This window comes from Limimaricola sp. G21655-S1 (assembly GCF_027213785.1).
In the GTDB taxonomy this organism is placed as follows: domain Bacteria; phylum Pseudomonadota; class Alphaproteobacteria; order Rhodobacterales; family Rhodobacteraceae; genus Limimaricola.
Map to the genome: position 1 here is coordinate 55,462 of NZ_JAPWGO010000019.1, position 20,790 is coordinate 76,251.

Annotated in this window: 23 protein-coding genes and 1 other RNA gene; 15 read left to right on the forward strand and 9 right to left on the reverse strand. The window is 68.5% G+C overall.

Translation table 11 applies throughout. From position 1 onward, the window contains the following. Positions 1–6 precede the first annotated feature (6 nt). From O4G76_RS16420 to O4G76_RS16460, 9 genes are all read left to right on the forward strand, one after another. Positions 7–792, forward strand: a complete 786-nt coding sequence (locus O4G76_RS16420) for a 23S rRNA (adenine(2030)-N(6))-methyltransferase RlmJ (RefSeq protein ID WP_269398332.1) — start codon at positions 7–9, stop codon at positions 790–792. A 39-nt stretch (positions 793–831) separates the two neighbouring features. Then, positions 832–1,278: a TerB family tellurite resistance protein gene (locus O4G76_RS16425; RefSeq protein WP_269398333.1), complete on the forward strand. Its 447-nt coding sequence runs from the start codon at positions 832–834 to the stop codon at positions 1,276–1,278. A 111-nt stretch (positions 1,279–1,389) separates the two neighbouring features. Further along, complete coding sequence (locus tag O4G76_RS16430; protein WP_269398334.1) at positions 1,390–2,178, forward strand: amino acid ABC transporter ATP-binding protein; 789 nt, start codon at positions 1,390–1,392, stop codon at positions 2,176–2,178. 41 nt (positions 2,179–2,219) lie between these two features. Further along, positions 2,220–2,957 carry a transporter substrate-binding domain-containing protein gene (locus tag O4G76_RS16435; RefSeq protein ID WP_269398335.1) on the forward strand — a complete coding sequence of 246 codons (738 nt, stop codon included), beginning with the start codon at positions 2,220–2,222 and terminating at the stop codon, positions 2,955–2,957. A 45-nt stretch (positions 2,958–3,002) separates the two neighbouring features. Beyond that, on the forward strand, positions 3,003–3,908 hold the full coding sequence (locus O4G76_RS16440; protein WP_269398336.1) for an ABC transporter permease: 906 nt from the start codon (positions 3,003–3,005) through the stop codon (positions 3,906–3,908). After that, positions 3,905–4,711 (forward strand): ABC transporter permease, encoded by an 807-nt coding sequence (locus tag O4G76_RS16445; RefSeq protein ID WP_269398337.1) that lies wholly within the window; start codon positions 3,905–3,907, stop codon positions 4,709–4,711. The genes O4G76_RS16440 and O4G76_RS16445 overlap by 4 nt, the downstream gene beginning before the upstream one ends. 68 nt (positions 4,712–4,779) lie before the next feature. Further along, complete coding sequence (locus O4G76_RS16450) at positions 4,780–5,457, forward strand: type 1 glutamine amidotransferase (RefSeq protein WP_269398338.1); 678 nt, start codon at positions 4,780–4,782, stop codon at positions 5,455–5,457. Beyond that, the gene (locus O4G76_RS16455) at positions 5,454–6,806 is read left to right on the forward strand and encodes a glutamine synthetase family protein (protein ID WP_269398339.1); all 1,353 of its coding nucleotides are present in this window, start codon (positions 5,454–5,456) and stop codon (positions 6,804–6,806) included. Before O4G76_RS16450 ends, O4G76_RS16455 begins: the two co-directional genes overlap by 4 nt. Then, entirely contained in the window at positions 6,803–8,107 is a 1,305-nt protein-coding gene (locus O4G76_RS16460) for an FAD-binding oxidoreductase (RefSeq protein WP_269398340.1), read from the forward strand. Before O4G76_RS16455 ends, O4G76_RS16460 begins: the two co-directional genes overlap by 4 nt. Before the next feature lie 131 nt (positions 8,108–8,238). Here the strand turns inward: O4G76_RS16460 and rpmG are convergent, their stop codons facing one another. The 8 genes from rpmG to O4G76_RS16500 all read right to left on the reverse strand — a co-directional run bounded on the left by rpmG (position 8,239) and on the right by O4G76_RS16500 (position 14,286). Beyond that, positions 8,239–8,406 carry a 50S ribosomal protein L33 gene (gene rpmG / locus O4G76_RS16465; RefSeq protein WP_017928995.1) on the reverse strand — a complete coding sequence of 56 codons (168 nt, stop codon included), beginning with the start codon at positions 8,404–8,406 and terminating at the stop codon, positions 8,239–8,241. A 114-nt stretch (positions 8,407–8,520) separates the two neighbouring features. After that, positions 8,521–8,942: RNase P RNA component class A (gene rnpB / locus O4G76_RS16470), an RNA gene on the reverse strand. Positions 8,943–8,953: 11 nt separating this feature from the next. Then, positions 8,954–9,643, reverse strand: coding sequence for an N-acetylmuramoyl-L-alanine amidase (locus O4G76_RS16475; protein WP_269398341.1), 690 nt, complete (start codon positions 9,641–9,643; stop codon positions 8,954–8,956). A gap of 7 nt (positions 9,644–9,650) precedes the next feature. After that, positions 9,651–10,265, reverse strand: a complete 615-nt coding sequence (locus O4G76_RS16480; RefSeq protein WP_306467353.1) for a hypothetical protein — start codon at positions 10,263–10,265, stop codon at positions 9,651–9,653. An 88-nt stretch (positions 10,266–10,353) separates the two neighbouring features. Beyond that, entirely contained in the window at positions 10,354–11,838 is a 1,485-nt protein-coding gene (gene gatA / locus O4G76_RS16485; protein ID WP_269398343.1) for an Asp-tRNA(Asn)/Glu-tRNA(Gln) amidotransferase subunit GatA, read from the reverse strand. Between the two features lie 11 nt (positions 11,839–11,849). Beyond that, entirely contained in the window at positions 11,850–12,137 is a 288-nt protein-coding gene (gene gatC, locus O4G76_RS16490; RefSeq protein WP_269398344.1) for an Asp-tRNA(Asn)/Glu-tRNA(Gln) amidotransferase subunit GatC, read from the reverse strand. Positions 12,138–12,166: 29 nt separating this feature from the next. Continuing rightward, entirely contained in the window at positions 12,167–12,823 is a 657-nt protein-coding gene (locus O4G76_RS16495; protein ID WP_269398345.1) for a ceramidase domain-containing protein, read from the reverse strand. Positions 12,824–12,843: 20 nt separating this feature from the next. Next, a complete protein-coding gene (locus O4G76_RS16500) occupies positions 12,844–14,286 on the reverse strand; it encodes a Glu/Leu/Phe/Val dehydrogenase (RefSeq protein ID WP_373568047.1) in 1,443 nt (480 codons plus the stop codon). A gap of 221 nt (positions 14,287–14,507) precedes the next feature. On the opposite strand from O4G76_RS16500, the gene O4G76_RS16505 reads away from it, so the two are divergent. The 3 genes from O4G76_RS16505 to O4G76_RS16515 are packed head-to-tail and all read left to right on the forward strand — an operon-like array spanning position 14,508 to position 17,151. After that, positions 14,508–16,040 carry a pilus assembly protein TadG-related protein gene (locus tag O4G76_RS16505; RefSeq protein WP_269398346.1) on the forward strand — a complete coding sequence of 511 codons (1,533 nt, stop codon included), beginning with the start codon at positions 14,508–14,510 and terminating at the stop codon, positions 16,038–16,040. Next, a complete protein-coding gene (locus O4G76_RS16510) occupies positions 16,037–16,567 on the forward strand; it encodes a TadE/TadG family type IV pilus assembly protein (protein WP_269398347.1) in 531 nt (176 codons plus the stop codon). The genes O4G76_RS16505 and O4G76_RS16510 overlap by 4 nt, the downstream gene beginning before the upstream one ends. An 8-nt stretch (positions 16,568–16,575) precedes the next feature. Next, positions 16,576–17,151: a TadE/TadG family type IV pilus assembly protein gene (locus O4G76_RS16515; protein ID WP_269398348.1), complete on the forward strand. Its 576-nt coding sequence runs from the start codon at positions 16,576–16,578 to the stop codon at positions 17,149–17,151. Here the strand turns inward: O4G76_RS16515 and O4G76_RS16520 are convergent. Beyond that, positions 17,148–17,618, reverse strand: coding sequence for a hypothetical protein (locus O4G76_RS16520; protein ID WP_269398349.1), 471 nt, complete (start codon positions 17,616–17,618; stop codon positions 17,148–17,150). The genes O4G76_RS16515 and O4G76_RS16520 overlap by 4 nt on opposite strands. Before the next feature lie 138 nt (positions 17,619–17,756). Between O4G76_RS16520 and O4G76_RS16525 the strand changes: the two genes are divergently transcribed. The 3 genes from O4G76_RS16525 (at position 17,757) to glpX (ending at position 20,638) form a co-directional block, all read left to right on the forward strand. Beyond that, positions 17,757–18,140 (forward strand): hypothetical protein, encoded by a 384-nt coding sequence (locus tag O4G76_RS16525; RefSeq protein WP_269398350.1) that lies wholly within the window; start codon positions 17,757–17,759, stop codon positions 18,138–18,140. Positions 18,141–18,191: 51 nt separating this feature from the next. Continuing rightward, positions 18,192–19,478: a homoserine dehydrogenase gene (locus O4G76_RS16530; RefSeq protein ID WP_085896070.1), complete on the forward strand. Its 1,287-nt coding sequence runs from the start codon at positions 18,192–18,194 to the stop codon at positions 19,476–19,478. Between the two features lie 176 nt (positions 19,479–19,654). After that, positions 19,655–20,638, forward strand: coding sequence for a class II fructose-bisphosphatase (gene glpX / locus O4G76_RS16535; RefSeq protein WP_269398351.1), 984 nt, complete (start codon positions 19,655–19,657; stop codon positions 20,636–20,638). Positions 20,639–20,790: the final 152 nt, after the last annotated feature.

Sequence of the window (20,790 nt, forward strand, 5' to 3'; positions counted from 1 at the left end):
ACGCCCATGCTGTCCTACCAGCACGCCTATCACGCCGGGAACCTCGCCGATGTGCACAAGCACGCGCTGCTGGCATGGATGCTCGCCTATCTGACGCGCAAGCCGAAACCGCTGAGCTATATCGAGAGCCATGCGGGGCGCGCGCTCTACAGGCTCGACGCGGCCGAGGCCGCCAAGACCGGCGAGGCGGCGCAGGGCATCGCCCGGGTGGCGGGCTGGTTCGCCCCCGACCACCCCTATGCCCGGGTTCTGGAGGCGACCCGTGCCGAGCACGGCGCCCATGCCTATCCGGGTTCACCCGAGATCGCGGCGCGGCTGCTGCGCGCCGACGACCGGCTGCACCTCGCCGAGCTGCATCCGCAGGAACACGCGGCACTGCAGGCCGCCATGGCGGGCCGCGCCCAGGTGCACCGCCGCGACGGCATAGAGATGGCGGTGGCGCTGACCCCGCCGGAGCCGAGGCGTGGCGTGCTGCTGATCGACCCGAGTTGGGAGATCAAGGAGGATTACCGCGCCATCCCGCAGGCGATGCGGCGGATTTCGAAGAAATGGCCGGTCGGCACCCTCGTGCTGTGGTACCCCCTTTTGCGCGACGCGCCGCACGCGCCGATGCTGCGGACGCTAGAGCGCGACATTCCCGACGGCGTGCGCCACGAGGTCGCCTTTCCCCCGGCCCGCGCCGGGCATGGCATGACCGGCTCGGGCCTCTTCGTGGTCAACCCGCCCTACGGCTTCCACGCGCAGGCGCAATGGCTGAGCGCGCGCTTCGCGACGCTGATGCCGCAGCGCTGAGCCCTTTTCCCCGGGCCGGGGGCGGCTATATTCGCTCCCATGTTTGCAGATCTCATCCGCCGCCTCACCGATCCCGCGCCCGAGCGCCTTCCCGATGCCGATGCGCGTCTCGCGCTGGGTGCACTTTTGGTGCGGATTGCCCGCGCCGACGGGCAGTACAGCGCCGAGGAGGCGCGGCGCATCGACCGGATCCTCGGGACGCGCTACGCCCTGAGCGACGGCGCGGCCGCGGCGCTGCGAGCCGATTGCGAGGTCATGGAGGCGGAGGCCCCCGACACGGTGCGCTTTACCCGCGCGATCAAGGATGCGGTCTCCTACGAGGAGCGCGAGGCGGTGATCGAGGCGCTGTGGGAGGTGGTTCTGGCCGATGGGCAGCGCGACGAGGAGGAGGACGCGCTGATGCGGATGGTCGCGCCAATGCTCGGCGTCTCGGATCCCGACAGCGCCCGCGCCCGCCAACGCGCCGCAGGACGAATGCAAAGTTGAGAAAACCGATTTTCCGTGGCGTGCCTGACGCCGGGGCAAAGGGCTAGGCCCCGTTGCATTTCTTGCGAAACTGTCCCCTACTCTCTCGCCAGACAGGGGACATGAGAGCACGTGAGCGACACCAAACCGGTCATCGAGATCCGCGATCTGCATAAATCCTACGGGTCCCTCGAGGTTCTCAAGGGCGTGGACATCAGCGCGCCCGCCGGGCACGTCGTGTCGATGATCGGCTCCTCGGGATCGGGCAAGTCGACGCTGCTGCGCTGCTGCAACTTGCTTGAGGACAGCCAGCAGGGCGAGGTGATCTTCGAGGGCGAGCCGGTGCGCTGGAAGGGTCAGGGGCTGCATCGCCGCCCCGCCGACCCCAAGCAGGTGACGCGCATCCGCACCAACCTCGCCATGGTGTTCCAGCAGTTCAACCTCTGGGCCCATATGACGATCCTGCAGAACGTCATGGAGGCGCCGGTGACGGTGCTGGGCCGCGACCGGGCCGAGGTCGAGGCCAAGGCGCGCGAATATCTCGACAAGGTCGGCATCGGCGACAAGGCGGATGCCTGGCCCGCGCAGCTTTCGGGCGGCCAGCAGCAGCGCGCCGCGATCGCCCGCGCGCTGTGCATGGAGCCGCGCGCTCTGCTGTTCGACGAGCCGACCTCGGCGCTCGACCCCGAACTGGAGCAGGAGGTGGTGCGCGTGATCAAGGACCTCGCCGAAGAGGGCCGCACCATGATCATCGTTACCCATGACATGCGCATGGCGCATGACGTGGCCGACCACGTGGTGTTCCTGCACCAGGGCCTGATCGAGGAGCAGGGCCCGCCCGCCGAGCTGTTCGGCAACCCAAAGTCAGAGCGGCTGCGGCAATTCCTGTCGCATTCCGCCCCGCATCCGCAGCCCGCCTGAGAGCGGGCGCGGTTCTTTCCCCAACAGGAGACCACCCCAAGATGAAGACGCTGATCCTCACCACCGCTGCGCTCGCCCTGAGCGCCGGTGCCGCGCTGGCCGAAAGCCACATGCAGACCGTGCGCATGGGCACCGAGGGCGCCTACCCTCCGTACAACTTCCTCAACGATGCCGGCGAGGTCGACGGGTTCGAGCGCGAGGTCGGCGACGAGATCTGCGCCCGCGCCGAGCTTTCCTGCGAATGGGTCACCAATGATTGGGACTCGATCATTCCGAACCTCGTGTCGGGCAACTACGACACGATCATCGCGGGCATGAGCATCACCGACGAGCGCGACGAGGTCATCGACTTCACGCAGAACTACTTCCCGCCCGCCGCCTCCGCCTATGCCGCGCCCTCCGAGGACGTGGACCTCGAGGGCGGCGTGATCTCGGCGCAGGCGACCACGATCCAGGCCGGCCATGTCGCCGATAGCGGCGCCGCGCTTCTGGAATTCGCGACCCCCGACGAGGCCGTGGCCGCGGTGCGCAACGGCGAGGCCGACGCGGTCTTCGCCGACAAGGACTTCCTCGCGCCGATCGTCGAATCCTCGGGCGGCGAGCTGATCTTCGTGGGCGAGGACGTGCCGCTGGGCGACGGCATCGGCGTCGGCCTGCGCGAGAGCGACGCCGAGCTGCGCGACAAGCTCGACGCGGCGATCCAGTCGATGAAGGATGACGGCTCGCTCAACGAGCTGATCCTCAAGTGGTTCGGCGAAGACGCCAAGACCTTCGAGTGACCTGACCTGCGGGGCGGCCCCGCGCCGCCCCGCTAGAGAGCCCCCATGTTCGCATCCTGCGCCGATCCCGAAACGCTGTCCGGCCTGAGCTGGCTGATGTGCTACCTGACCACGGGCAAGCACCTCGCCTTCTATGGCGCCTTCGGCACCGTGCTGCTGCTGCTGGCGATCACCGCCCCGGTGGCGCTGCTGTTCGGCTTCGGCGGCGCGGTAGCGGCGCGCTCGCGCTTCGCGCCGCTGTCGTGGCTGGGCCGCGGCTACATCGCCGTGGTGCGCGGCGTGCCCGACATCGCCTTCTTCCTGTTCTTCGTGATCGCGCTCGACCAGGGCATCGAATGGCTGCGCCACAAGGCGAAATGCCCCGATTGGGACCAGCCGATCCGGCAGGGCAACGATTTCATCGTCTGCGCCGAGGCCAAGATGCCGCTCTCGACCTCGGCCCAATGGGTGCACGAGGTCTACGGCTTCTGGCTCGCCGTCTTCACCTTCGCCCTCGTCTTCGGCGCCTTCGCGGCCAACGTGCTGTTCGGCGCGATGCGCGCCGTCCCCCGTCCCCAGATCGAGACCGCCGAGGCCTATGGCATGACCCGCGCGCAGGTGTTCCGCCGTATCCTGGTGCCACAGATGTGGGTCTATGCCCTGCCCGGTCTCTCGAATCTGTGGATGGTGCTGATCAAGGCCTCGCCGCTGCTGTTCCTCCTGGGCGTCGAGGACATCGTCTACTGGGCCCGCGAGCTCGGCTCGACCAAGACGCCGCAATTCACCGACTACCCGCATGGCGACTGGCGGATGTGGTACTTCCTGTTCCTGCTGGTCTTCTATCTCGGCTTCACCCGGATCTCCGAGATCGTGCTCGACCGCATCATGCTGCGGCTCAGCCACGGGCAGGAGACGCTCGCCAACCACAAGCGCACCGGACCCATCGGCATGAACAAGGCGGGCCCGCCATGATCTGCTACGACACCCTCATGGATTACGGGCTGCGCTCGCTCGGCTATGGCGAGCGGCTGCTGCCGCGCTCGGATTTCACGCTGTGCCAGCAATTCGTGCTGATCGGTTCGGGCATGATCTGGAACGTCTATTTCGGCATCGTGGCGCTCCTGTCGGGCTTCGCGCTCGCCACCGCGCTCGCGGTGGGCAAGGCCTCGGCCTCGCCATGGTTCCGCAAGCCCGCCGAGTGGGTGATCTTCCTGTTTCGCGGCTCGCCGCTCTTCATCCAGTTCTTCTTCGCCTATTTCCTGTTCCTGTCGCTCAAGGGGCAGGTCCCGGCCTTCGACGCGCTGACCTCCGCATGGCTCGGCGCCGCCGTGGTGCTGTTCTTCAACACCGCCGCATATTCGGGCGAGATCTTCTACGGCGCGCTGCGCTCGGTGCCCCGCGGCGAGGTCGAGGCGGCGGACGCCTACGGGCTGTCGGGCTGGAGCAAGTTCCGCCGGGTGATCTGGCCCACCACGCTGCGGCTGGCATGGCCCGCCTACACCAACGAGGCGATCTTCCTGTTCCACGCCACGACGCTGGTGTTCTTCTCGGGCTTTCCCGCGTCGCGGCAGCAGGGCGACGCGCTCTACTACGCCTCCTATTTCGCGGACAAGACCTTCAACCCCTTCGTGCCCTACCCGATCCTCGCGGGGTATTTCGTGCTGCTGACGCTGGTGGTGATCGGCGTGATGGGGATGATCGGGCGGCGCCTGAACCGCCACCTGCCAAGCGCGGCGCCGCGCCGGGCGCGGGGCTTCGGGTTGTTGATGCGCTGAGACGCGCACCGCTTGCCCCGGCCCCCTGCCCGGTCTAGCTTCCGTGGTATTCACAGACACGGTGCTTCATGCAGATCGGCATACTCGAAACAGGCCATGCGCCAGACGCGCTGCGCCCGGAACTTGGCGACTATTCGGACCTGTTCGAGCGGCTGCTCGACGGGCATGGCTTCGCCTTCCGTCGCTACGATGTGGAGGCGATGGAGTTTCCGGACGGCCCGGAGGACTGCGCCGGCTGGCTCATCACCGGCTCCAAGCACGGCGCCTACGAGGACCATCCCTTCATCGCGCCGCTGGAGGCGTTGATCCGGGAGATTCACGGGAAACGGATGCCGCTCGTGGGCGTCTGCTTCGGCCACCAGATCATCGCGCAGGCGCTCGGCGGCCGGGTTGAGAAGTTCGACCGGGGCTGGTCGGTGGGCCGCAAGACCTATGACTTCGAAGGCCGTGAGATCGCGCTCAACGCCTGGCATCAGGACCAAGTGGTCGAGCGCCCCGAGGGCGCGCGTGTCGTTGCCTCGAACGATTTCTGCGCCCATGCGGCGCTGGCCTGGGACGACCACGTCTTCACCGTCCAACCGCATCCCGAATTCGGCGCCCGCTTCATCGAGGGGCTCGCCACGACCCGCGCCATCGGCGTGGTGCCGCAGGAGCAGATCGACGAGGCGCTCGCCAATCTCGACAAGCCGGTCGATGCCGACGTGCTGGCCGCGCGCATGGCCCGCGTGCTGAAGGGGGCCGCATGAACTGGATCGACGAGATCCCCGAAGCCGCCCGCCTCTATCTCGACCAGCACCGCCTCGACGAGGTGGAGTGCGTGATCGCCGACCTGCCGGGCATCGCCCGGGGCAAGGCGGTCCCCGCGGCAAAGTGGGAGAAGCAGCAGTTCTTCCACCTGCCGAACTCGATCTTCTTCCAGACCATCACCGGGGATTGGGGCGAGGCGGCGGGCCCGGAGGGCTTCGTCGAGCCCGACATGATCCTCAAGCCCGACCTCGCCACCACCACCGCTGCGCCCTGGGCCGCCGACGGCACGCTGCAGGTGATCCACGACGCCTATGACCAGAAGGGCCGACCGGTCGGCTGCGCGCCGCGCAACGTCCTGAAGCGCGTCGTCGATCTCTACAAGGCCGAGGGCTGGACCCCGGTGGTGGCACCCGAAATGGAGTTCTACCTCGTCGGCAAGAACGTCGACCCGGCCAAGGCGATCGAGCCGATGCTGGGCCGCACCGGCCGCCCCGCCGCCGCGCGGCAGGCCTACTCGATGACCGCGGTGGACGAATACGGCCCCGTGATCGACGACATCTACGAATATGCCGAGATCCAGGGCTTCGAGATCGACGGCATCACGCAAGAGGGCGGCGCCGGCCAGCTCGAGATCAACCTGCGCCATGGCGACCCGGTGAAGCTCGCCGACGAGGTGTTCTTCTTCAAGCGGTTGATCCGCGAGGCGGCGCTGAAGCATGACTGCTTCGCCACATTCATGGCCAAGCCGATCGAGGGCGAGCCCGGTTCGGCCATGCATGTCCACCACTCGATCATCGACGCCAAGGGGCGCAACCTGTTCACCGGCCCGCAAGGCGGCGAGACCGACGCCTTCTTCAACTTCATCGGCGGTCTGCAGGAGCACATGCCGAGCGTGATCGCGATGATCGCGCCCTATGTGAACTCGTTCCGCCGCTACGTGCGCGACCACGCTGCGCCAATCAACCTCGAATGGGGCCGCGACAACCGCACCACCGGCATCCGGGTGCCGATCTCGCCACCGCAGGCGCGCCGCGTCGAGAACCGGCTCGCCGGGATGGACTGCAACCCGTATCTCTGCATCGCCGCCTCCCTCGCCTGCGGATACTTGGGCATGAAGAACGAGATCTGGCCCGACAAGCGGTTCCGGGGCGATGCCTACGAGGCCGCCGACGAGATCCCGCAAGGGCTCTACGCCGCGCTCGACCTGTTCGACGGGGCGAAGGAGCTGCACGAGGTGCTCGGACCGGAATTCGTGCGGGTCTACTCGATCGTCAAGCGGGCCGAATACAACGAGTTCCTGCAGGTGATCAGCCCGTGGGAGCGTCAGCACCTGCTCCTGAACGTATGAACCCGCTCTATCGCAACGACCGCCCCGGCCAGATGCCGCGCAGCTGGTACGTGGCCTCGGCCGGGCCCGCGGCCGACCGTGCGCCGCTGAGTGGCGACCGCCGCTGCGACCTTGCGATCGTAGGGGCGGGCTTCACCGGCCTCTGGGCGGCGCTGACCGCTGCACGGGCGGGTCTCGACGTCGTCGTGCTCGACGCGCATCGCGCCGGTTTCGGGGCCTCGGGGCGCAATGGCGGTCAGGTCGGGTCCGGCTTCAACAAGGGGCAGCTCTGGCTGGAGCAGCGCCTCGGCGAAAGCCCGGCCCGGCAGCTGTGGGAGCTCGCCGAGGAGGCCAAGCGGCAGCTGCGCGACTTCTGCGAAACCCATGCGCCGGAAGCGCGCTACCTGCCGGGGGTGGTGCATGGCGCCTATTCGGGGCGCGAGGCGGCCGATGACCGCGCCGAGGCCGAGCACCTGTCGACGGCCTATGGCTACGACGCCATCCGGCCGCTCGGCCGCAACGAGATCCGCGCCCTCGTGAAGACCGAGGCCTATCATGGCGGGCTGATCGACGAAGGCGCGGGCCATCTGCACCCGCTGCGCTATGCCAGGGCGCTGGCGCGCGAGGCCGAAATCGCCGGCGCCACGATCCACGAGCTGTCCGAGGTCACGCGGGTGGAGCGCGGCGCTGCCGCCGTGCTGCACACCCCGAAGGGGCGGGTGACGGCGGATCACGTGATCCTCGCGGGCAACGGCTACCTGCCCGACATCATGCCCGAGGTGGCGGCTAGGGTGATGCCGATCAACAGCTTCATCGCCGCGACCGAACCGCTGGGCGAGCGCTGGCGCGAGGTGCTGGCACGCGACATCGCCGTCGCTGATTCGCGATTCGTGGTGAACTACTACCGGATGAGCGAGGATCGCCGCTTTCTCTTCGGCGGCCGCGAAAGCTACGGCATCGGCTTTCCGACCGATATCACGACCAAGCTGCGCACGCGGATGGAGAGCCTGTTCCCGCAACTGTCGGGCGTGCGCATCGACAATGTCTGGGGCGGCACGCTGGGCATCACCATGTCGCGCCTGCCCTCGTTGCAGCGGATCGGACCGAACATCCTGTCGGGAGCCGGTTTCTCGGGGCACGGTGTGGCCCTGTCGGGCATGGCGGGTCGGGTGATGGCCGAGGCGGTGGCCGGACAGGCCGGGCGCTTCGATACCTTCTCGGGCCTGCCGGTGCCGGAATTTCCGGGCGGTGCGCGATACCGTGCGCCGCTGCTGACGCTGGCGATGACCTGGTTCTCGCTACGCGACCGACTGGGCGTCTGAGAGGGCGAGAGGGGGCTCCGCCCCCGCCCCTGCGGGGCTCCCCCGGCGTATTTCAGGAACAAAGTCGCGAAATGGAGAAAGGCCGCGCTCTTTTCGGAACGCGGCCCTGAACTCTGCCGAGGAGGCTCAGATCACTTGATCTTGCCTTCCTTGTACTCGACATGCTCGCGCTTGACGGGGTCGTACTTACGCACGACCATCTTCTCGGTCATGGTGCGGGCGTTCTTCTTGGTCACGTAGAAGTGGCCGGTCCCCGCGGTCGAGTTCAGGCGGATCTTGATCGTCGTCGGCTTCGCCATGGTCGTCTCTCCTGCTCGCGGGGCGTGCGCGTTGACGGCGCCCGCGTAAATACGTCTGAGCCCCGGCTTTTAACCGTGCGCTTCGCGCTGTCAACCGCGAAACGGGCCGATGATTTGCGCGGATGGCCTGTAAGCCGGATTCTGTTCCGGGGTCGCCCCCGGCGATGACCATTCATCTCGACGCGCTGTTGCCAACGCGCCTGAAGCTGCCAACCCGGACCTCTCGGGGTCAGACGTCCCTGCGGCGATATCCGGCGGACCGGATCAGCACCCGCGCGAGGCCCCTATTTGGCATTGCTCCCGGTGGGGCTTGCCGTGCCGGTCCGGTTGCCCGTCCCGCGGTGGGCTCTTACCCCACCGTTTCACCCTTGCCCCGGTTTCGCCGGGGGCGAACCCCCGATGAATTGACCAAGGCGGTCTGTTCTCTGTGGCGCTTTCCCTCGGGTTGCCCCGGCCGGGCGTTACCCGGCACCGTGTCTTGTGGAGTCCGGACTTTCCTCGAACCCGAAAAGGCCCGCGGCCATCCAGCCATCCGCGCCCGGCTGACCTATGGTGCGGGCGCGCCCCGGTCAACGGGAAAGCGCGCCGCGAGATCGGCGATCAGCGCCATGTCGGTCGCATCCACCGGGCCAGTGGCGCGCGGGCGGAACCGGAGCCGGAACGCCGCGAGCCGCTGCGCATGGGTGACCTCGGCGGTGTAGCCGAAACCGCGCGCGGCCGCGTCGAAGCCTGCGGGGCTGGGCTGCGGCCCCCGTGCCTCTCTCGGCTGCGGCCAGACCGACAGCCCGTGCCGCGCCAGCCTGCGCCAGTCGAATCGCGGGCCGGGATCGTCCTTGCGCCCCGGCGCCATGTCGGAATGGCCGATCACGCGCTCGGGCGGGATCGACCAACGCCCGAGGATGCCCGCGAGCAGTGTTTCGAGCGCCGCCATCTGGGGCCCTGCAAAGGGATGGTCGCCCCTGTTGTAGAGTTCGATGCCGATGGAGCGGGAGTTCACGTCCTCCACCGCGCCCCAGCGCCCCGCGCCCGCGTGCCAGGCACGCCGTGCCTCGGGCACCAGCTCCGTCACCTTGCCGGCCCCGGAAATCAGCCAATGCGCCGAGACCTCGGCCGCCGGGTCGCAGAGTCGCGCCAGTGCCTCGTCATGGCTGGTCATCGCCGTGTAGTGGATCACGACGAGATCGGGCCGCGCGCCAAGGCGTCGCGGCCCGTGATTCGGGGACAGCGGCTCGGGCATCGAGCCCTCAGCGGCCGACCGCCGCAAGGAACGGCGCCGGGTCCCACCCGCAGGCGAAACCGTCGCCGTCGGGATCGATGCCCTTCGGGTCGCGCTCGGGGCCGCCGCGCGCCAGGAAATCGCGCTGCGCCTCGTCGGGCGAACGGTAGGAGGCGCAATTGCGCTCGAACCGGTTGCCCATGGTCCCGAGGATGAAGCGCGAATACCACTCCTGACCGCGCTTGTTCGGCGCGTTGAGCGCGTATTCGACGATGTTCGGCCCGGTGTCGCCGGCGCGCTGCGGCAGCGCTGTGGGCTGGATCACCTGGTAGGCCGCCGCCTGCTGGGCCCGGCGTTCGGCGTCGGACTGGATCGTCTCGCGCCCCGCCACCGCCTCGAAGCTCTGCTCGTCGGAGATCGCGGCGCCGCCGGCGCCGGGCGCGGCATTGGTCGGGCTCGCCTGCACGCCGCCGCGCCGCTCCACGTCGATGCCCGCCGCCGACAGCTCGGAGCTGGCGATGGCGCCGCCCGCGGGCGCGCCGAAGGTCGCGGTCTGGCTCTGGGACTGACCCGTCAGCTGCGCTTCGCGCTGGGCGCGGGCGCCGCTGTCGGGCAGCTGCGCCGCGCAGGCCGAAAGGACCATGGCGGCGCCCGCAAGGGCTGCGAGGTTGATACGAGAGGCAAGCGGTTTCACGGCGTCACTCCGGCCCTGATCTGATCGACTGCGCCCGTTACCACCATTTCGCGGGCTTGGAAACGAAACCTGCGGCCTGCTCCAGCGCATAGGCGGTGTTGAGCAGATCGCCCTCCTCCCACGGACGCCCGATCAGCTGCAGGCCGAGCGGCAGGCCCTTGTGATCGAGCCCGGCGGGCACCGAGATCCCCGGCAGACCGGCAAGGTTCACCGTCACGGTGAAGACGTCGTTGAGATACATCTGCACCGGGTCGGCGTCCTTCATCGCGCCAAGGCCGAAGGCCGAGGAGGGGGTCGCCGGCGTCAGGATCGCGTCGACCCCTTCCGCGAAGACCTGGTCGAAGTCGCGCTTGATCAGCGTGCGGACCTTGCGGGCGCGGTTGTAATAGGCGTCGTAGAAGCCAGCCGAGAGCACGTAGGTGCCGACCATGATGCGGCGCTGCACCTCGGCTCCGAAGCCCTCGGCGCGGGTCTTCTCGTACATCTCGGTGATGCCGTCGCCCTGCGCCAGCTTGGCGCGGTGGCCGAAGCGCACGCCGTCGTAGCGCGCGAGGTTCGAGGACGCCTCGGCCGGCGCGATCACGTAATAGGCGGGCAGCGCGTATTTCGTGTGCGGCAGCGAGATGTCGCGGATCAGCGCACCGGCGTCGCGCAGCATCTCGGTGCCACGGGTCCAGAGGGTCTCGATCTCGGTCGGCATGCCGTCGACGTGGTATTCGCGCGGGATGCCGATCACCTTGCCGCGAATGTCGCCGGTCAGCATCGCCTCGAAATCCGGGACGGCGATGTCGGCGGAGGTCGAATCCTTCGGGTCGTGGCCCGACATGGCGCGCAGCATGATCGCCGCGTCGCGCACGTCGCGGGTCATCGGCCCGGCCTGGTCGAGCGACGAGGCGAAAGCAATGATGCCGAAGCGCGAGCAGCGCCCATAGGTCGGCTTGATGCCGGTGATGCCGGTGAAGGCCGCCGGCTGGCGGATCGAGCCGCCGGTGTCGGTACCAGTGGCGCCGAGGCACAGATCGGCGGCCACGGCGGCGGCCGAGCCGCCCGACGAACCGCCGGGCGTCAGCGCGACGCCGTCATCGGCCTGCCAGGGGTTCACCGCCGCGCCATAGGCCGAGGTCTCGTTCGACGAGCCCATCGCGAACTCGTCCATGTTGAGCTTGCCCAGCATCACCGCGCCGTCGCGGAACAGCTGTGTGGTGACGGTGGATTCATAGGGCGGGCGGAAGCCGTCGAGGATGCGGCTCGCGGCCTGGCTCGGCGTGTTCTCGGTGCAGAACAGGTCCTTGATACCCAAGGGGATGCCGCACAAATCGGGCGCATCGCCCGCCTGGATCCGCGCATCGGCGGCGCGGGCCTGCGCCTCGGCGATCTCGGGTGTCTTGTGCGCATAGGCGTTGAGCTTGTCGGAGCCGTCGACCGCCGCGTTCAGCGCGCCGGTCAGCTCGACCGAGGAAATCTCGCCCTTGCGGAGCGCGTCGCGCGCCGAGGCAATGGTCAGCTTGGTCAGTTCGGTCATCGCTGCGCCCCTTATTCCACGACCTTCGGCACCGCGAAGAAGCCCTCGCGCGCGTCGGGCGCGTTGGCGAGGACCTTCTCCTGCTGGCTGCCATCGGTAACCACGTCGTCGCGGCGCTTGAGATGCATCGGCGTGACGCCGGTCATCGGCTCGACGCCGTCGACATCGACCTCCTGCAGCTGCTCGATGAAGCCGAGGATGGTGTTGAACTCGGAGGCGAGCGCGGGCAGCGCCTCCTCCTCGACCCGGATCCGGGCCAGCTTGGCCACCCGCCGGGCGGTGTCGTTGTCGATCGACATGGGGCTCTCCTGTCTGGTCGGTCCCGGCTTTAGCGGGCGGCGGGCGGTCCCGCAAGCAGCGCCCGGCGGATCAGCTCGATCATCCAGCCCAGCATGACGCCGTTCAGCCCGTGCCAGGCGAAATGCGTGCCCGCGGGCATTGCCGCGCACAAGGTCTCATCGATCGAGCGGAAGGCCAGCGACAGGCATAACAGCCCCGCGCCCAGCGCCATCCCCCGCCCGACCATCGGCCAGCGCCGCCACAGCAGCACCGCGTAAAGCGCGATCAGCAGCGGCACCGGCCAGTAGAAGGCCGAGACCTCGAAGAAGGGCAGCGTCGCGAAAAGCGGGGTGAGCAGCAGCGCCCATGGCACGAAACCGGCGGCACCCAGCCCCGAAAGCCAGACGGGCCAGCGCCAGAACACCCGGTTCGCGGCATAGACATAGGCGAGGATGAAGACCGCGATCGGCAGCACGTCCGCCAGCATCGCCCAGACGGTGGCGAAGGAGTGGAACAGCGCGCTACCGACGCCGATGATGAAGAGCAGCGCCGACAGCAGCCGTGGCAGGCCCAGCCCCTCGGAGCGGCGCCAGCACCAGATCGCGGCGATGACGAAGGCGGCGTTGGAGACGAGGTTCAGCGGCTCGGCCCACAAACCGGGGCCGAGCCTTTCGCAATAGCCGTCGAGCGGCGCGCTCCAGTCCATGCCGCCTCCGCCGCCGGGTCTCAGAGTCCCTTGGAGCGGTAGCTCAGCGCCACCCGGCCGATCGCCACGAGATAGGCGGCGGTGCGCAGGTCGGGCACGTCGTCGCGGTTGTGCCAGATCTCCCGCATCGCCTGATAGGCCGTGCGCATCGTGTCATCGAGACCCGAGCGCACCAGCTCGAGCTCGTCATCGCCCTTCAGGTAGCGCTCCTTGAAGTTCTTCGACAGGTTCCAGCCCAGCCCCTCATCGTTCGAGAGCCGCTCCAGCTCGTCGACGATGAGCTGCGCACGGGCCTCGTCGGCGCGGCGCTCCATCCGGCCGAAGCGGATATGGCTGAGGTTCTTGACCCATTCGAAATAGGAGACGGTGACGCCGCCGGCATTGGCATACATGTCGGGGATGATCACGACGCCCTTCTCGCGCAGGATGTCGTCGGCCCCGGCGGTGACCGGGCCGTTCGCGGCCTCGATGATCAGCGGCGCCTTGATCCGGTCCGCGTTGGACAGGTTGATCGTGCTCTCCAGCGCCGCCGGGATCAGGATGTCGCACTCCGCCTCGAGCAGCCGCGCCCCATCCGCGTGATGCGTGCCACCGGGATAGTCCTTCACCCCGCCATGCTTGCCGATCCACTGATGCACCGCCTCGACATCGAGGCCGTTCTCATCGGTGATCGCACCGTCGCGCTCGATGATCGCGGTGATCTTGGCGCCATCCTCCTCGGATAGGAACTTGGCGGCGTGGTAGCCCACATTTCCGAGGCCCTGCACGATGACCCGCTTGCCCTCGAGCTTGCCCGACAGATTGGCCTTGGCCACGTCCTCGGGGTGACGGAAGAACTCGCGCAGCGCGTATTGCACGCCCCGCCCGGTCGCCTCGACCCGGCCATGGATGCCGCCGGAGTTGAGCGGCTTGCCGGTGACGCAGGCGCGGGAGTTGATGTCGGTGGTGTTCATCCGCGCGTACTGGTCGGCGATCCATGCCATCTCGCGTTCGCCGGTGCCCATGTCCGGGGCGGGCACGTTCTGGCTGGGATGGATCAGGTCGCGCTTGGCCAGCTCGTAGGCGAATCGCCGGGTGATCTGTTCCAGCTCGTGCTCGTCCCAATCGCGCGGATCGATCCTGAGGCCGCCCTTGGAGCCGCCATAGGGCACTTCGACCAGGGCGCATTTGTAGGTCATCAGCGCCGCCAGCGCCTCGACCTCCTCCTGGTGCACGGTCGAGGCGTAGCGGATGCCGCCCTTCACGGGCTCCATGTGCTCGGAATGCACCGAGCGGTAACCGGTGAAGGTGTGGATCTGGCCGCGCAGCCGCACCCCGAAGCGCACGGTGTAGGTGGCGTTGCAGACGCGGATCTTCTCCTCGAGCCCCGGCGACAGGTCCATCAGCGCCACGGCGCGGTTGAACATCATGTCGACGGAGTCGCGAAAGCCCGGCTCTGCCATCTGAGGCTGGTGCTCTGTCATGGCGAATGTTTCTCCCAATCTTGCCGGCCTGTCCCGGCGGTCCCTGTCCGATCCTAGACCGTCAAACGCGAGAATCGACCACCCCTTGCGGCGATGGCGTGGCGGAATGCACCGATCCGGACCAATCAGCGCCCCAGTTTCGTCATGGCCACGGTGTTGGATGCTCCTGTCGACGAGAGGGTACTTCGATGGGAAACGCACATGATCGACGGAGGAGGGGCATGATCCGGGTCACGGGGACCCGGCAGGGCCTTGGCCGGCTGCCGCGCGACGAGAGCGGCTCGATCATCATCTTCTCGCTTTTCGTGATGATGATCATGCTGGCGGTCGGCGGGCTCGGCGTCGACACGATGCGCGTCGAGGCCAAGCGCAACCACCTGCAATCCACGCTCGACCGCGCGGTGCTGGCCGCCGCCGACCTGCAGCAGAGCCTCGATCCCGAAACGGTGGTGCGCGATCACTTCGCCAAGGCCGGGCTGTCCGACGCCCTTCAGGGGGTCGAGGTGATCAACACGCTGAACTCGCGCACCGTTCGCGCCAGCGCGCAGATGCCGGTCCCCGCCACCTTCCTGCGCATGGCCGGCATCGAAACCATGACCGCCCCCGCCGCGGGCTCGGCCACCGAATCGGTAAGCGACATCGAGATCGGGCTCGTGCTCGACGTTTCGGGCTCGATGGGCAGCAACAGCCGCCTGACCCGTCTCAAGAGCGCCGGCGCCGAGTTCATCGACACCATGTTCGCGAGCGTCCTGCCCGAGAACCTGTCGATCTCGATCGTGCCCTACTCCACCCAGGTCAATCTCGGGCGCGAGTTGGGCCAACAGTACGGCCTGCTCGGCGGCCATGACTACAGCTACTGCGTGGACCTGCCGCCCACCGCCTATCTGACCACCGCGCAGCTGCCGGTCGGCCTGATCCAGGCGGGCCATTTCGAGGCCAACACCAATTCCGGCAGCTATGGCAGCATGCGCAACAACAACCCGGTCTGCCGCACCGATTCCCCTTTCGAGGTGATGGCCTGGTCGAACGACCGGAACGCGCTGCAGAGCAAGATCGCGAATCTGAGCGCCAGTGGCTGGACCTCGATCGAGATGGGGGTGAACTGGGGCGCGGCGCTGCTCGACCCCACCGCCCGCGGCGTGCTCAACGGCATGCTCGGGCTAGGTCGGGTCTCGGGAGACCTGTCAGGCTGGCCGCGCGACTTCAACCACCCCGAGGGGATGAAGGTTCTGGTCGTGATGACCGATGGCGAGAACACCCGCGACTATACGCTCCGCCCACCCTACAACACGATCGCCCCTTCGGACGTCTGGCTCGACGGCACGGATGACTACTACGTCTATGTCGCGCCGCTCCAATACTTCCGGGCCAAGGATCGTACATGGGTCACGGCGCCGCGCGGCACGCGGCTGAGTTGGGCCGAACTCTTCAACCGCATGTCCATAGGCGAACACGCGCATCATCTGCGCTATCGGCAGAATTATAACTCCTTGGTGAAGGATTACTGGAACAGCATCTACGACACGACCTGGTCGGCCCAGAAGGATCTGCGGACCAAGGCCATCTGCGCCGCCGCCCGCGCCAACGGCATCGTCGTCTTCACCATCGGCTTCGAAGTCGACGCCCATGCCGCCGGGGTGATGGCCGACTGTGCATCCTCGCCCTCGCATTTCTACCGCGTCGAAGGGCTCGAGATCGCCTCGGCCTTCACGTCGATCGCCACCCAGATCAACGCGCTGAGGCTGATCCAATGAACCGATTGCCCCCCTTGCTGCGCCGCTTGGTACGCGCCCGCGACGGCGCCGCCACGGTGGAGTTCGTGATGATCTTCCCGTTTCTGATGCTGGCGGTCATGTCGACCTTCGAGCTGGGCATGGTGACGCTCAGGCAGGTGATGCTCGACCGGGGGCTGGAAATCACCGTGCGCGACATCCGGCTCGGAACGCTCACCCCGGTCACGCATCAGACCGTGAGCGCCTCGATCTGCGAACACGCGCTGCTGCTGCCCGACTGCGCGCTCAACCTGCGGCTCGAGATGACGCCGCTCGACCCGCTGGCCTGGCTGATGCCGCCTGCCGCTGCAGATTGCGTCGACCGTGCCGATACCTCGATCCCGGTGCGCCGCTTCGTCGCCGGCGTGGAGAACCAGTTGATGCTGTTGCGCGCCTGCTCGCTCTTCGACCCGTATTTCCCCACCAGCGGGCTGGGCGCGACGCTGCCGCGCCAGTCGGGCGGCGCCTATGCGCTGGCCTCCGCCTCTGCCTTCGTGATCGAACCATGAGGGGGCCGTTGTCCATCGCAGCGCGGCTCGGCCGCCGCCTGCGCCGCCACGACGAGGGGGCGATGGTGGTCGAGGCGGTGCTGATGCTGCCGCTGCTGATCTGGGCCTTCGCCGGATCCTGGGTCTTTTTCGACGCCTTCCGCGCCAAGGCCACCAATGCGCGCGCCGCCTACACGATCGGCGACGCGCTGAGCCGGGAATCCGACTACATCACCTCGACCTACCTGAACAGCCTGCACAGCTTGCAGCAATTCCTGGTGGTCGACGGGCGGGTGCCGCGGATCCGGATAAGCGTCTTCGCCTATGACGCCGCGCAGGACCTCTACACGGTTCGCTGGTCCAAGGCGCGCGGCACGGGCATCCCGGAGCTGACCGACACGATGCTGGCCGAGATACGCGACGAGTTGCCCGACATGCCCGATCGCAGGGTCGCCACGCTGATCGAGACCTGGGTCGATTACATGCCGCTGTTCGACGTGGGGCTCGCGCCCTTCACCTTCGAGGACCGGGCCGTGACGCAGCTGCGCTTCGCGAACCAGCTCTGCTTCAGCGCCACGGCAAGCCTCGACGACAGGCTCTGCTAGGGGAGCGGCGCGACCCGGTCGGCGAGGCGGATCTCGATCGCCTGCGCCATGGCCTTGGTCTCGTTGGCCGATGTCACGCCGCCGACGCCGAGCCGGTGGCCAAGCCGCCACCACAATCCCGGCCGCCAGGCCCGCGCGCCGGGCTTCGCCAGCCGAAGGGTAAAACCGTTGGATGGTCGCAGCGAGAAGCTGCCGCGCTCGATCGCGACGATGTCCTGCCAGGGTGCCAGTAGCGTGCCGGCGCTGTCGGAAAGCCCGGCCTCGTCGAGTTGCAGCCCCAGCCGCGTGGCGCGGCGCAGCGCCTCGCCGGCGCCCAGTCCGGCCGCCCCGAGGCACAAGAGCGCCAACGCCCAGACGAGGCCCGAAGCCTCGGACAGCGCGGTGTAAATGGCAACGCCGCCAAAGCCGTAGAGCACGCCCACTGCCATCGCCCGCCGTGCGGGCGCCGCCCGCAATTCGATCTTCATCGCCACGTCCCCGCTGTTACGGCCTCGGCATAGCCCGGCCCCGCGGCCCCGTCACCCCCACCGCTGCAGTCCCCCTGCCCCGGCTTGCCGCCACCCGCGGCCCGGCCTAAGCTCCGACCGCCCAAGCCCCGGACCCAGATGCCCCGCCTTTCCCCCCTCGCGCCGCTCGTCCTCATCGTCGTGGGCTGCACCCAATTCCCCGAAATCGACGCCCGCGTGCCCGAGGCCGAGCGCACGGGCCCGCCGCCCGCCTTGATCGACGTGGTGCCGCTGCTTGCGCAGGCCGATGCGGCGCGGCAATCGCGGCGGGTCACGCCGCAGAGCGCCGAGGATCTGGCGGCGCGGGCCGCCGCCCTCGCGACGCGTCCGGTGCCGAACGCACCTGCGACGGGCCCGGCACAGGACGCCCGGTTGCGGGCCCTGGCCGCGCGGGCCGAGGCGCTGCGCGCCGCGCCGGTGATCGACCCCGCGACCCGCGACCGGCTCGATGCGGGCGTGACGCCCCCTGCCGCGTTGCAGTGATCCCCTTCACGGGCTAACAGTCCGGCGCAGCCAGACAGACCGGAGCCTCCCATGACCTCTCCCCTTCGCCTCGGAATCGCCGGTCTCGGAACCGTCGGCGCGGGGGTCGTCCGCATCGTCCAGACCCATCCCGAGCTGCTTGCCGCCCGGGCCGGGCGCGCGGTGGAGATCACCGCCGTCTCGGCGCGCGACCGGACCCGTGACCGGGGCGTCGATCTCTCGGCCTATGCCTGGGAGGAGGATGCCGCCAAGCTGGCCGCGCGCGACGACGTCGACGTGGTGCTGGAACTGATGGGCGGGCATGACGGCATCGCGAAGAGCGTGGTCGAGATCGCGCTCGATCACGGAAAGGACGTGGTCACCGCCAACAAGGCGCTGCTCGCCCATCACGGCCAGGCGCTGGCCGAACGCGCCGAGGCGCAAGGCCGGGTGATCCGCTTCGAGGCCGCCGTCGCCGGTGGCATCCCGGTGATCAAGGCGCTCACCGAATCGCTGGCGGGCAACGAGATGACCCGCGTGATGGGTGTGATGAACGGCACCTGCAACTACATCCTGACCCGGATGCAGAGCGCCGGCCTGCCCTATGACGAGGTGTTCCAGGAAGCCGCCGACCTGGGCTATCTCGAGGCCGACCCGCAGCTCGATGTCGGTGGCATCGATGCCGGCCACAAGCTGGCGCTGCTCGCCGCGATCGCTTTCGGCACCAAGGTCGACTTCTCGGGCGTCGAGCTCGAAGGCATCGGCGCGATCACCATCGAGGACATCAATCACGCCGCCGACATGGGCTTTCGCATCAAGCTCTTGGGCGTGGCGCAGATGACAGGGCGCGGCCTGGAGCAGCGCATGTCGCCCTGCCTCGTGCCTGCCTCCTCGCCGCTGGGCCAGCTCGAGGGCGGCACCAACATGGTCGTGCTCGAAGGCGACGCGATCGGCCAGGTGGTGCTGCGCGGCCCCGGCGCCGGGGCGGGCCCGACCGCGAGCGCGGTGATGGGCGACGTGATGGATCTCGCCCGTGGCCTGCGGCTGCCGGTGTTCGGCCAGCCCGCCTCGGGGCTGCGCGCCGCCCGTGCCGCGCAGGCCGCCGTGCCGGCGCCCTACTATCTGCGCATGCGCCTGCTGGACAAACCGGGCGCGCTCGCCAAGGTCGCGCGCGTGCTGGGCGAGGCCGGCATCTCGATCGACCGGATGCGCCAATACGACCACGAGGACGTCTCGGCCCCGGTGCTGATCGTGACCCACAAGACCACGCGCTCGGCCCTCGAAGAGGCGCTGTCGGGCTTCGAAGCCACCGGCGTGGTGCAGGGCACCCCCGTCGCGATCCGCATCGAGCAGGTCTGAGGCGAGGGGATCCGCCCCTCCAACACGTCCAAATCCGTGGATTTCCAGGGCGACGATCGGTTGCGCGGCGCCTCTGCGCGCACCGTTTGCGCAAACATATCCTCACGCGCTTGTCACCGCATCGGCGGCCCGGTTAGGTCGAGGCAACGCTTCACGATTGCCCGAGGATCTCCCCGATGCCCCAAGCTCCCGAATTCCACGACCGCATGCTGTCGCTCGGCCTCGCCCGGGTGTCGGAGGCCGCGGCCATCGCCTGCGCGCCGCTGATCGGTCGCGGCGACGAGAAGGCCGCCGATCAGGCCGCCGTCAACGCCATGCGGACCCAGCTCAACATGCTCGACATCGCGGGCTGCGTGGTGATCGGCGAAGGCGAGCGCGACGAGGCGCCGATGCTTTATATCGGCGAGGAGGTCGGCACCGGCGAGGGCCCGGCCGTGGACATCGCGCTCGACCCGCTCGAGGGCACCACGCTCACCGCCAAGGACATGCCCAACGCGCTCACCGTGATCGCGATGGGCCCGCGCGGCTCGATGCTGCACGCGCCCGACGTCTACATGGACAAGCTCGCGATCGGGCCGGGCTTTGCGCCGGGCGTGGTCACGCTGGACATGAGCCCGGCCGAGCGGGTCGCGGCGCTGGCGAAGGCCAAGGGCACCGATGCGGGCGACATCACCGTCTGCGTGCTGGAACGGCCGCGCCACGAGGAGATGATCGCCGAGCTGCGCTCGACCGGCGCCGCGATCCGGCTGATCACCGATGGCGACGTCGCGGGCGTGATGCATTGCGCCGAGCCCGCCAAGACCGGGATCGACATGTATATGGGCTCCGGCGGCGCGCCCGAGGGCGTTCTCGCCGCGGCGGCGCTGAAATGCATGGGCGGGCAGATCTTCGGCCGGCTGCTGTTCCGCAACGAGGACGAGGTGGGCCGCGCCCGCAAGGCCGGAATCGAGGATCTCGACCGGATCTATTCCCGCGACGAGCTGGTCACCGGCGACGTGATCTTCGCCGCCACCGGCGTCACCGACGGCAACCTCGTGCCGGGCATCCGCCGCGATGGCGGCTACCTCACCGCCGAGACGATCCTGATGCGCTCCAAGACCGGCTCGGTGCGGCGCATGTATTACCGCAACCCGATCGAGCGCAGCCAGCCCGGCCGCTGAGGCCCGCCCGCGGACGGGGGCGCTGCCCCTGCCCCTTCGGGGCTCCTCCCGGCGTATTTCGGGAAAGATGAACGAGGGGGCAACTGTGTAGTTTTTCAAAGGCGAATGGGCTGTTTGTTCCGGATCATGGCATTGAGGATGACGAGGAGCTG

Coding starts and splice junctions, on each gene's coding strand:
- O4G76_RS16420 (WP_269398332.1), top strand. CDS start 7: ATGCTGTCCTACCAGCACGCCTATCACGCCGGGAACCTCGCCGATGTG.
- O4G76_RS16425 (WP_269398333.1), top strand. CDS start 832: ATGTTTGCAGATCTCATCCGCCGCCTCACCGATCCCGCGCCCGAGCGC.
- O4G76_RS16435 (WP_269398335.1), top strand. CDS start 2,220: ATGAAGACGCTGATCCTCACCACCGCTGCGCTCGCCCTGAGCGCCGGT.
- O4G76_RS16440 (WP_269398336.1), top strand. CDS start 3,003: ATGTTCGCATCCTGCGCCGATCCCGAAACGCTGTCCGGCCTGAGCTGG.
- O4G76_RS16445 (WP_269398337.1), top strand. CDS start 3,905: ATGATCTGCTACGACACCCTCATGGATTACGGGCTGCGCTCGCTCGGC.
- O4G76_RS16450 (WP_269398338.1), top strand. CDS start 4,780: ATGCAGATCGGCATACTCGAAACAGGCCATGCGCCAGACGCGCTGCGC.
- O4G76_RS16455 (WP_269398339.1), top strand. CDS start 5,454: ATGAACTGGATCGACGAGATCCCCGAAGCCGCCCGCCTCTATCTCGAC.
- O4G76_RS16460 (WP_269398340.1), top strand. CDS start 6,803: ATGAACCCGCTCTATCGCAACGACCGCCCCGGCCAGATGCCGCGCAGC.
- rpmG (WP_017928995.1), bottom strand. CDS start 8,406: ATGGCGAAGCCGACGACGATCAAGATCCGCCTGAACTCGACCGCGGGG.
- O4G76_RS16475 (WP_269398341.1), bottom strand. CDS start 9,643: ATGCCCGAGCCGCTGTCCCCGAATCACGGGCCGCGACGCCTTGGCGCG.
- O4G76_RS16480 (WP_306467353.1), bottom strand. CDS start 10,265: ATGGTCCTTTCGGCCTGCGCGGCGCAGCTGCCCGACAGCGGCGCCCGC.
- gatA (WP_269398343.1), bottom strand. CDS start 11,838: ATGACCGAACTGACCAAGCTGACCATTGCCTCGGCGCGCGACGCGCTC.
- gatC (WP_269398344.1), bottom strand. CDS start 12,137: ATGTCGATCGACAACGACACCGCCCGGCGGGTGGCCAAGCTGGCCCGG.
- O4G76_RS16495 (WP_269398345.1), bottom strand. CDS start 12,823: ATGGACTGGAGCGCGCCGCTCGACGGCTATTGCGAAAGGCTCGGCCCC.
- O4G76_RS16500 (WP_373568047.1), bottom strand. CDS start 14,286: ATGACAGAGCACCAGCCTCAGATGGCAGAGCCGGGCTTTCGCGACTCC.
- O4G76_RS16505 (WP_269398346.1), top strand. CDS start 14,508: ATGATCCGGGTCACGGGGACCCGGCAGGGCCTTGGCCGGCTGCCGCGC.
- O4G76_RS16510 (WP_269398347.1), top strand. CDS start 16,037: ATGAACCGATTGCCCCCCTTGCTGCGCCGCTTGGTACGCGCCCGCGAC.
- O4G76_RS16520 (WP_269398349.1), bottom strand. CDS start 17,618: ATGAAGATCGAATTGCGGGCGGCGCCCGCACGGCGGGCGATGGCAGTG.
- O4G76_RS16525 (WP_269398350.1), top strand. CDS start 17,757: ATGCCCCGCCTTTCCCCCCTCGCGCCGCTCGTCCTCATCGTCGTGGGC.
- O4G76_RS16530 (WP_085896070.1), top strand. CDS start 18,192: ATGACCTCTCCCCTTCGCCTCGGAATCGCCGGTCTCGGAACCGTCGGC.
- glpX (WP_269398351.1), top strand. CDS start 19,655: ATGCCCCAAGCTCCCGAATTCCACGACCGCATGCTGTCGCTCGGCCTC.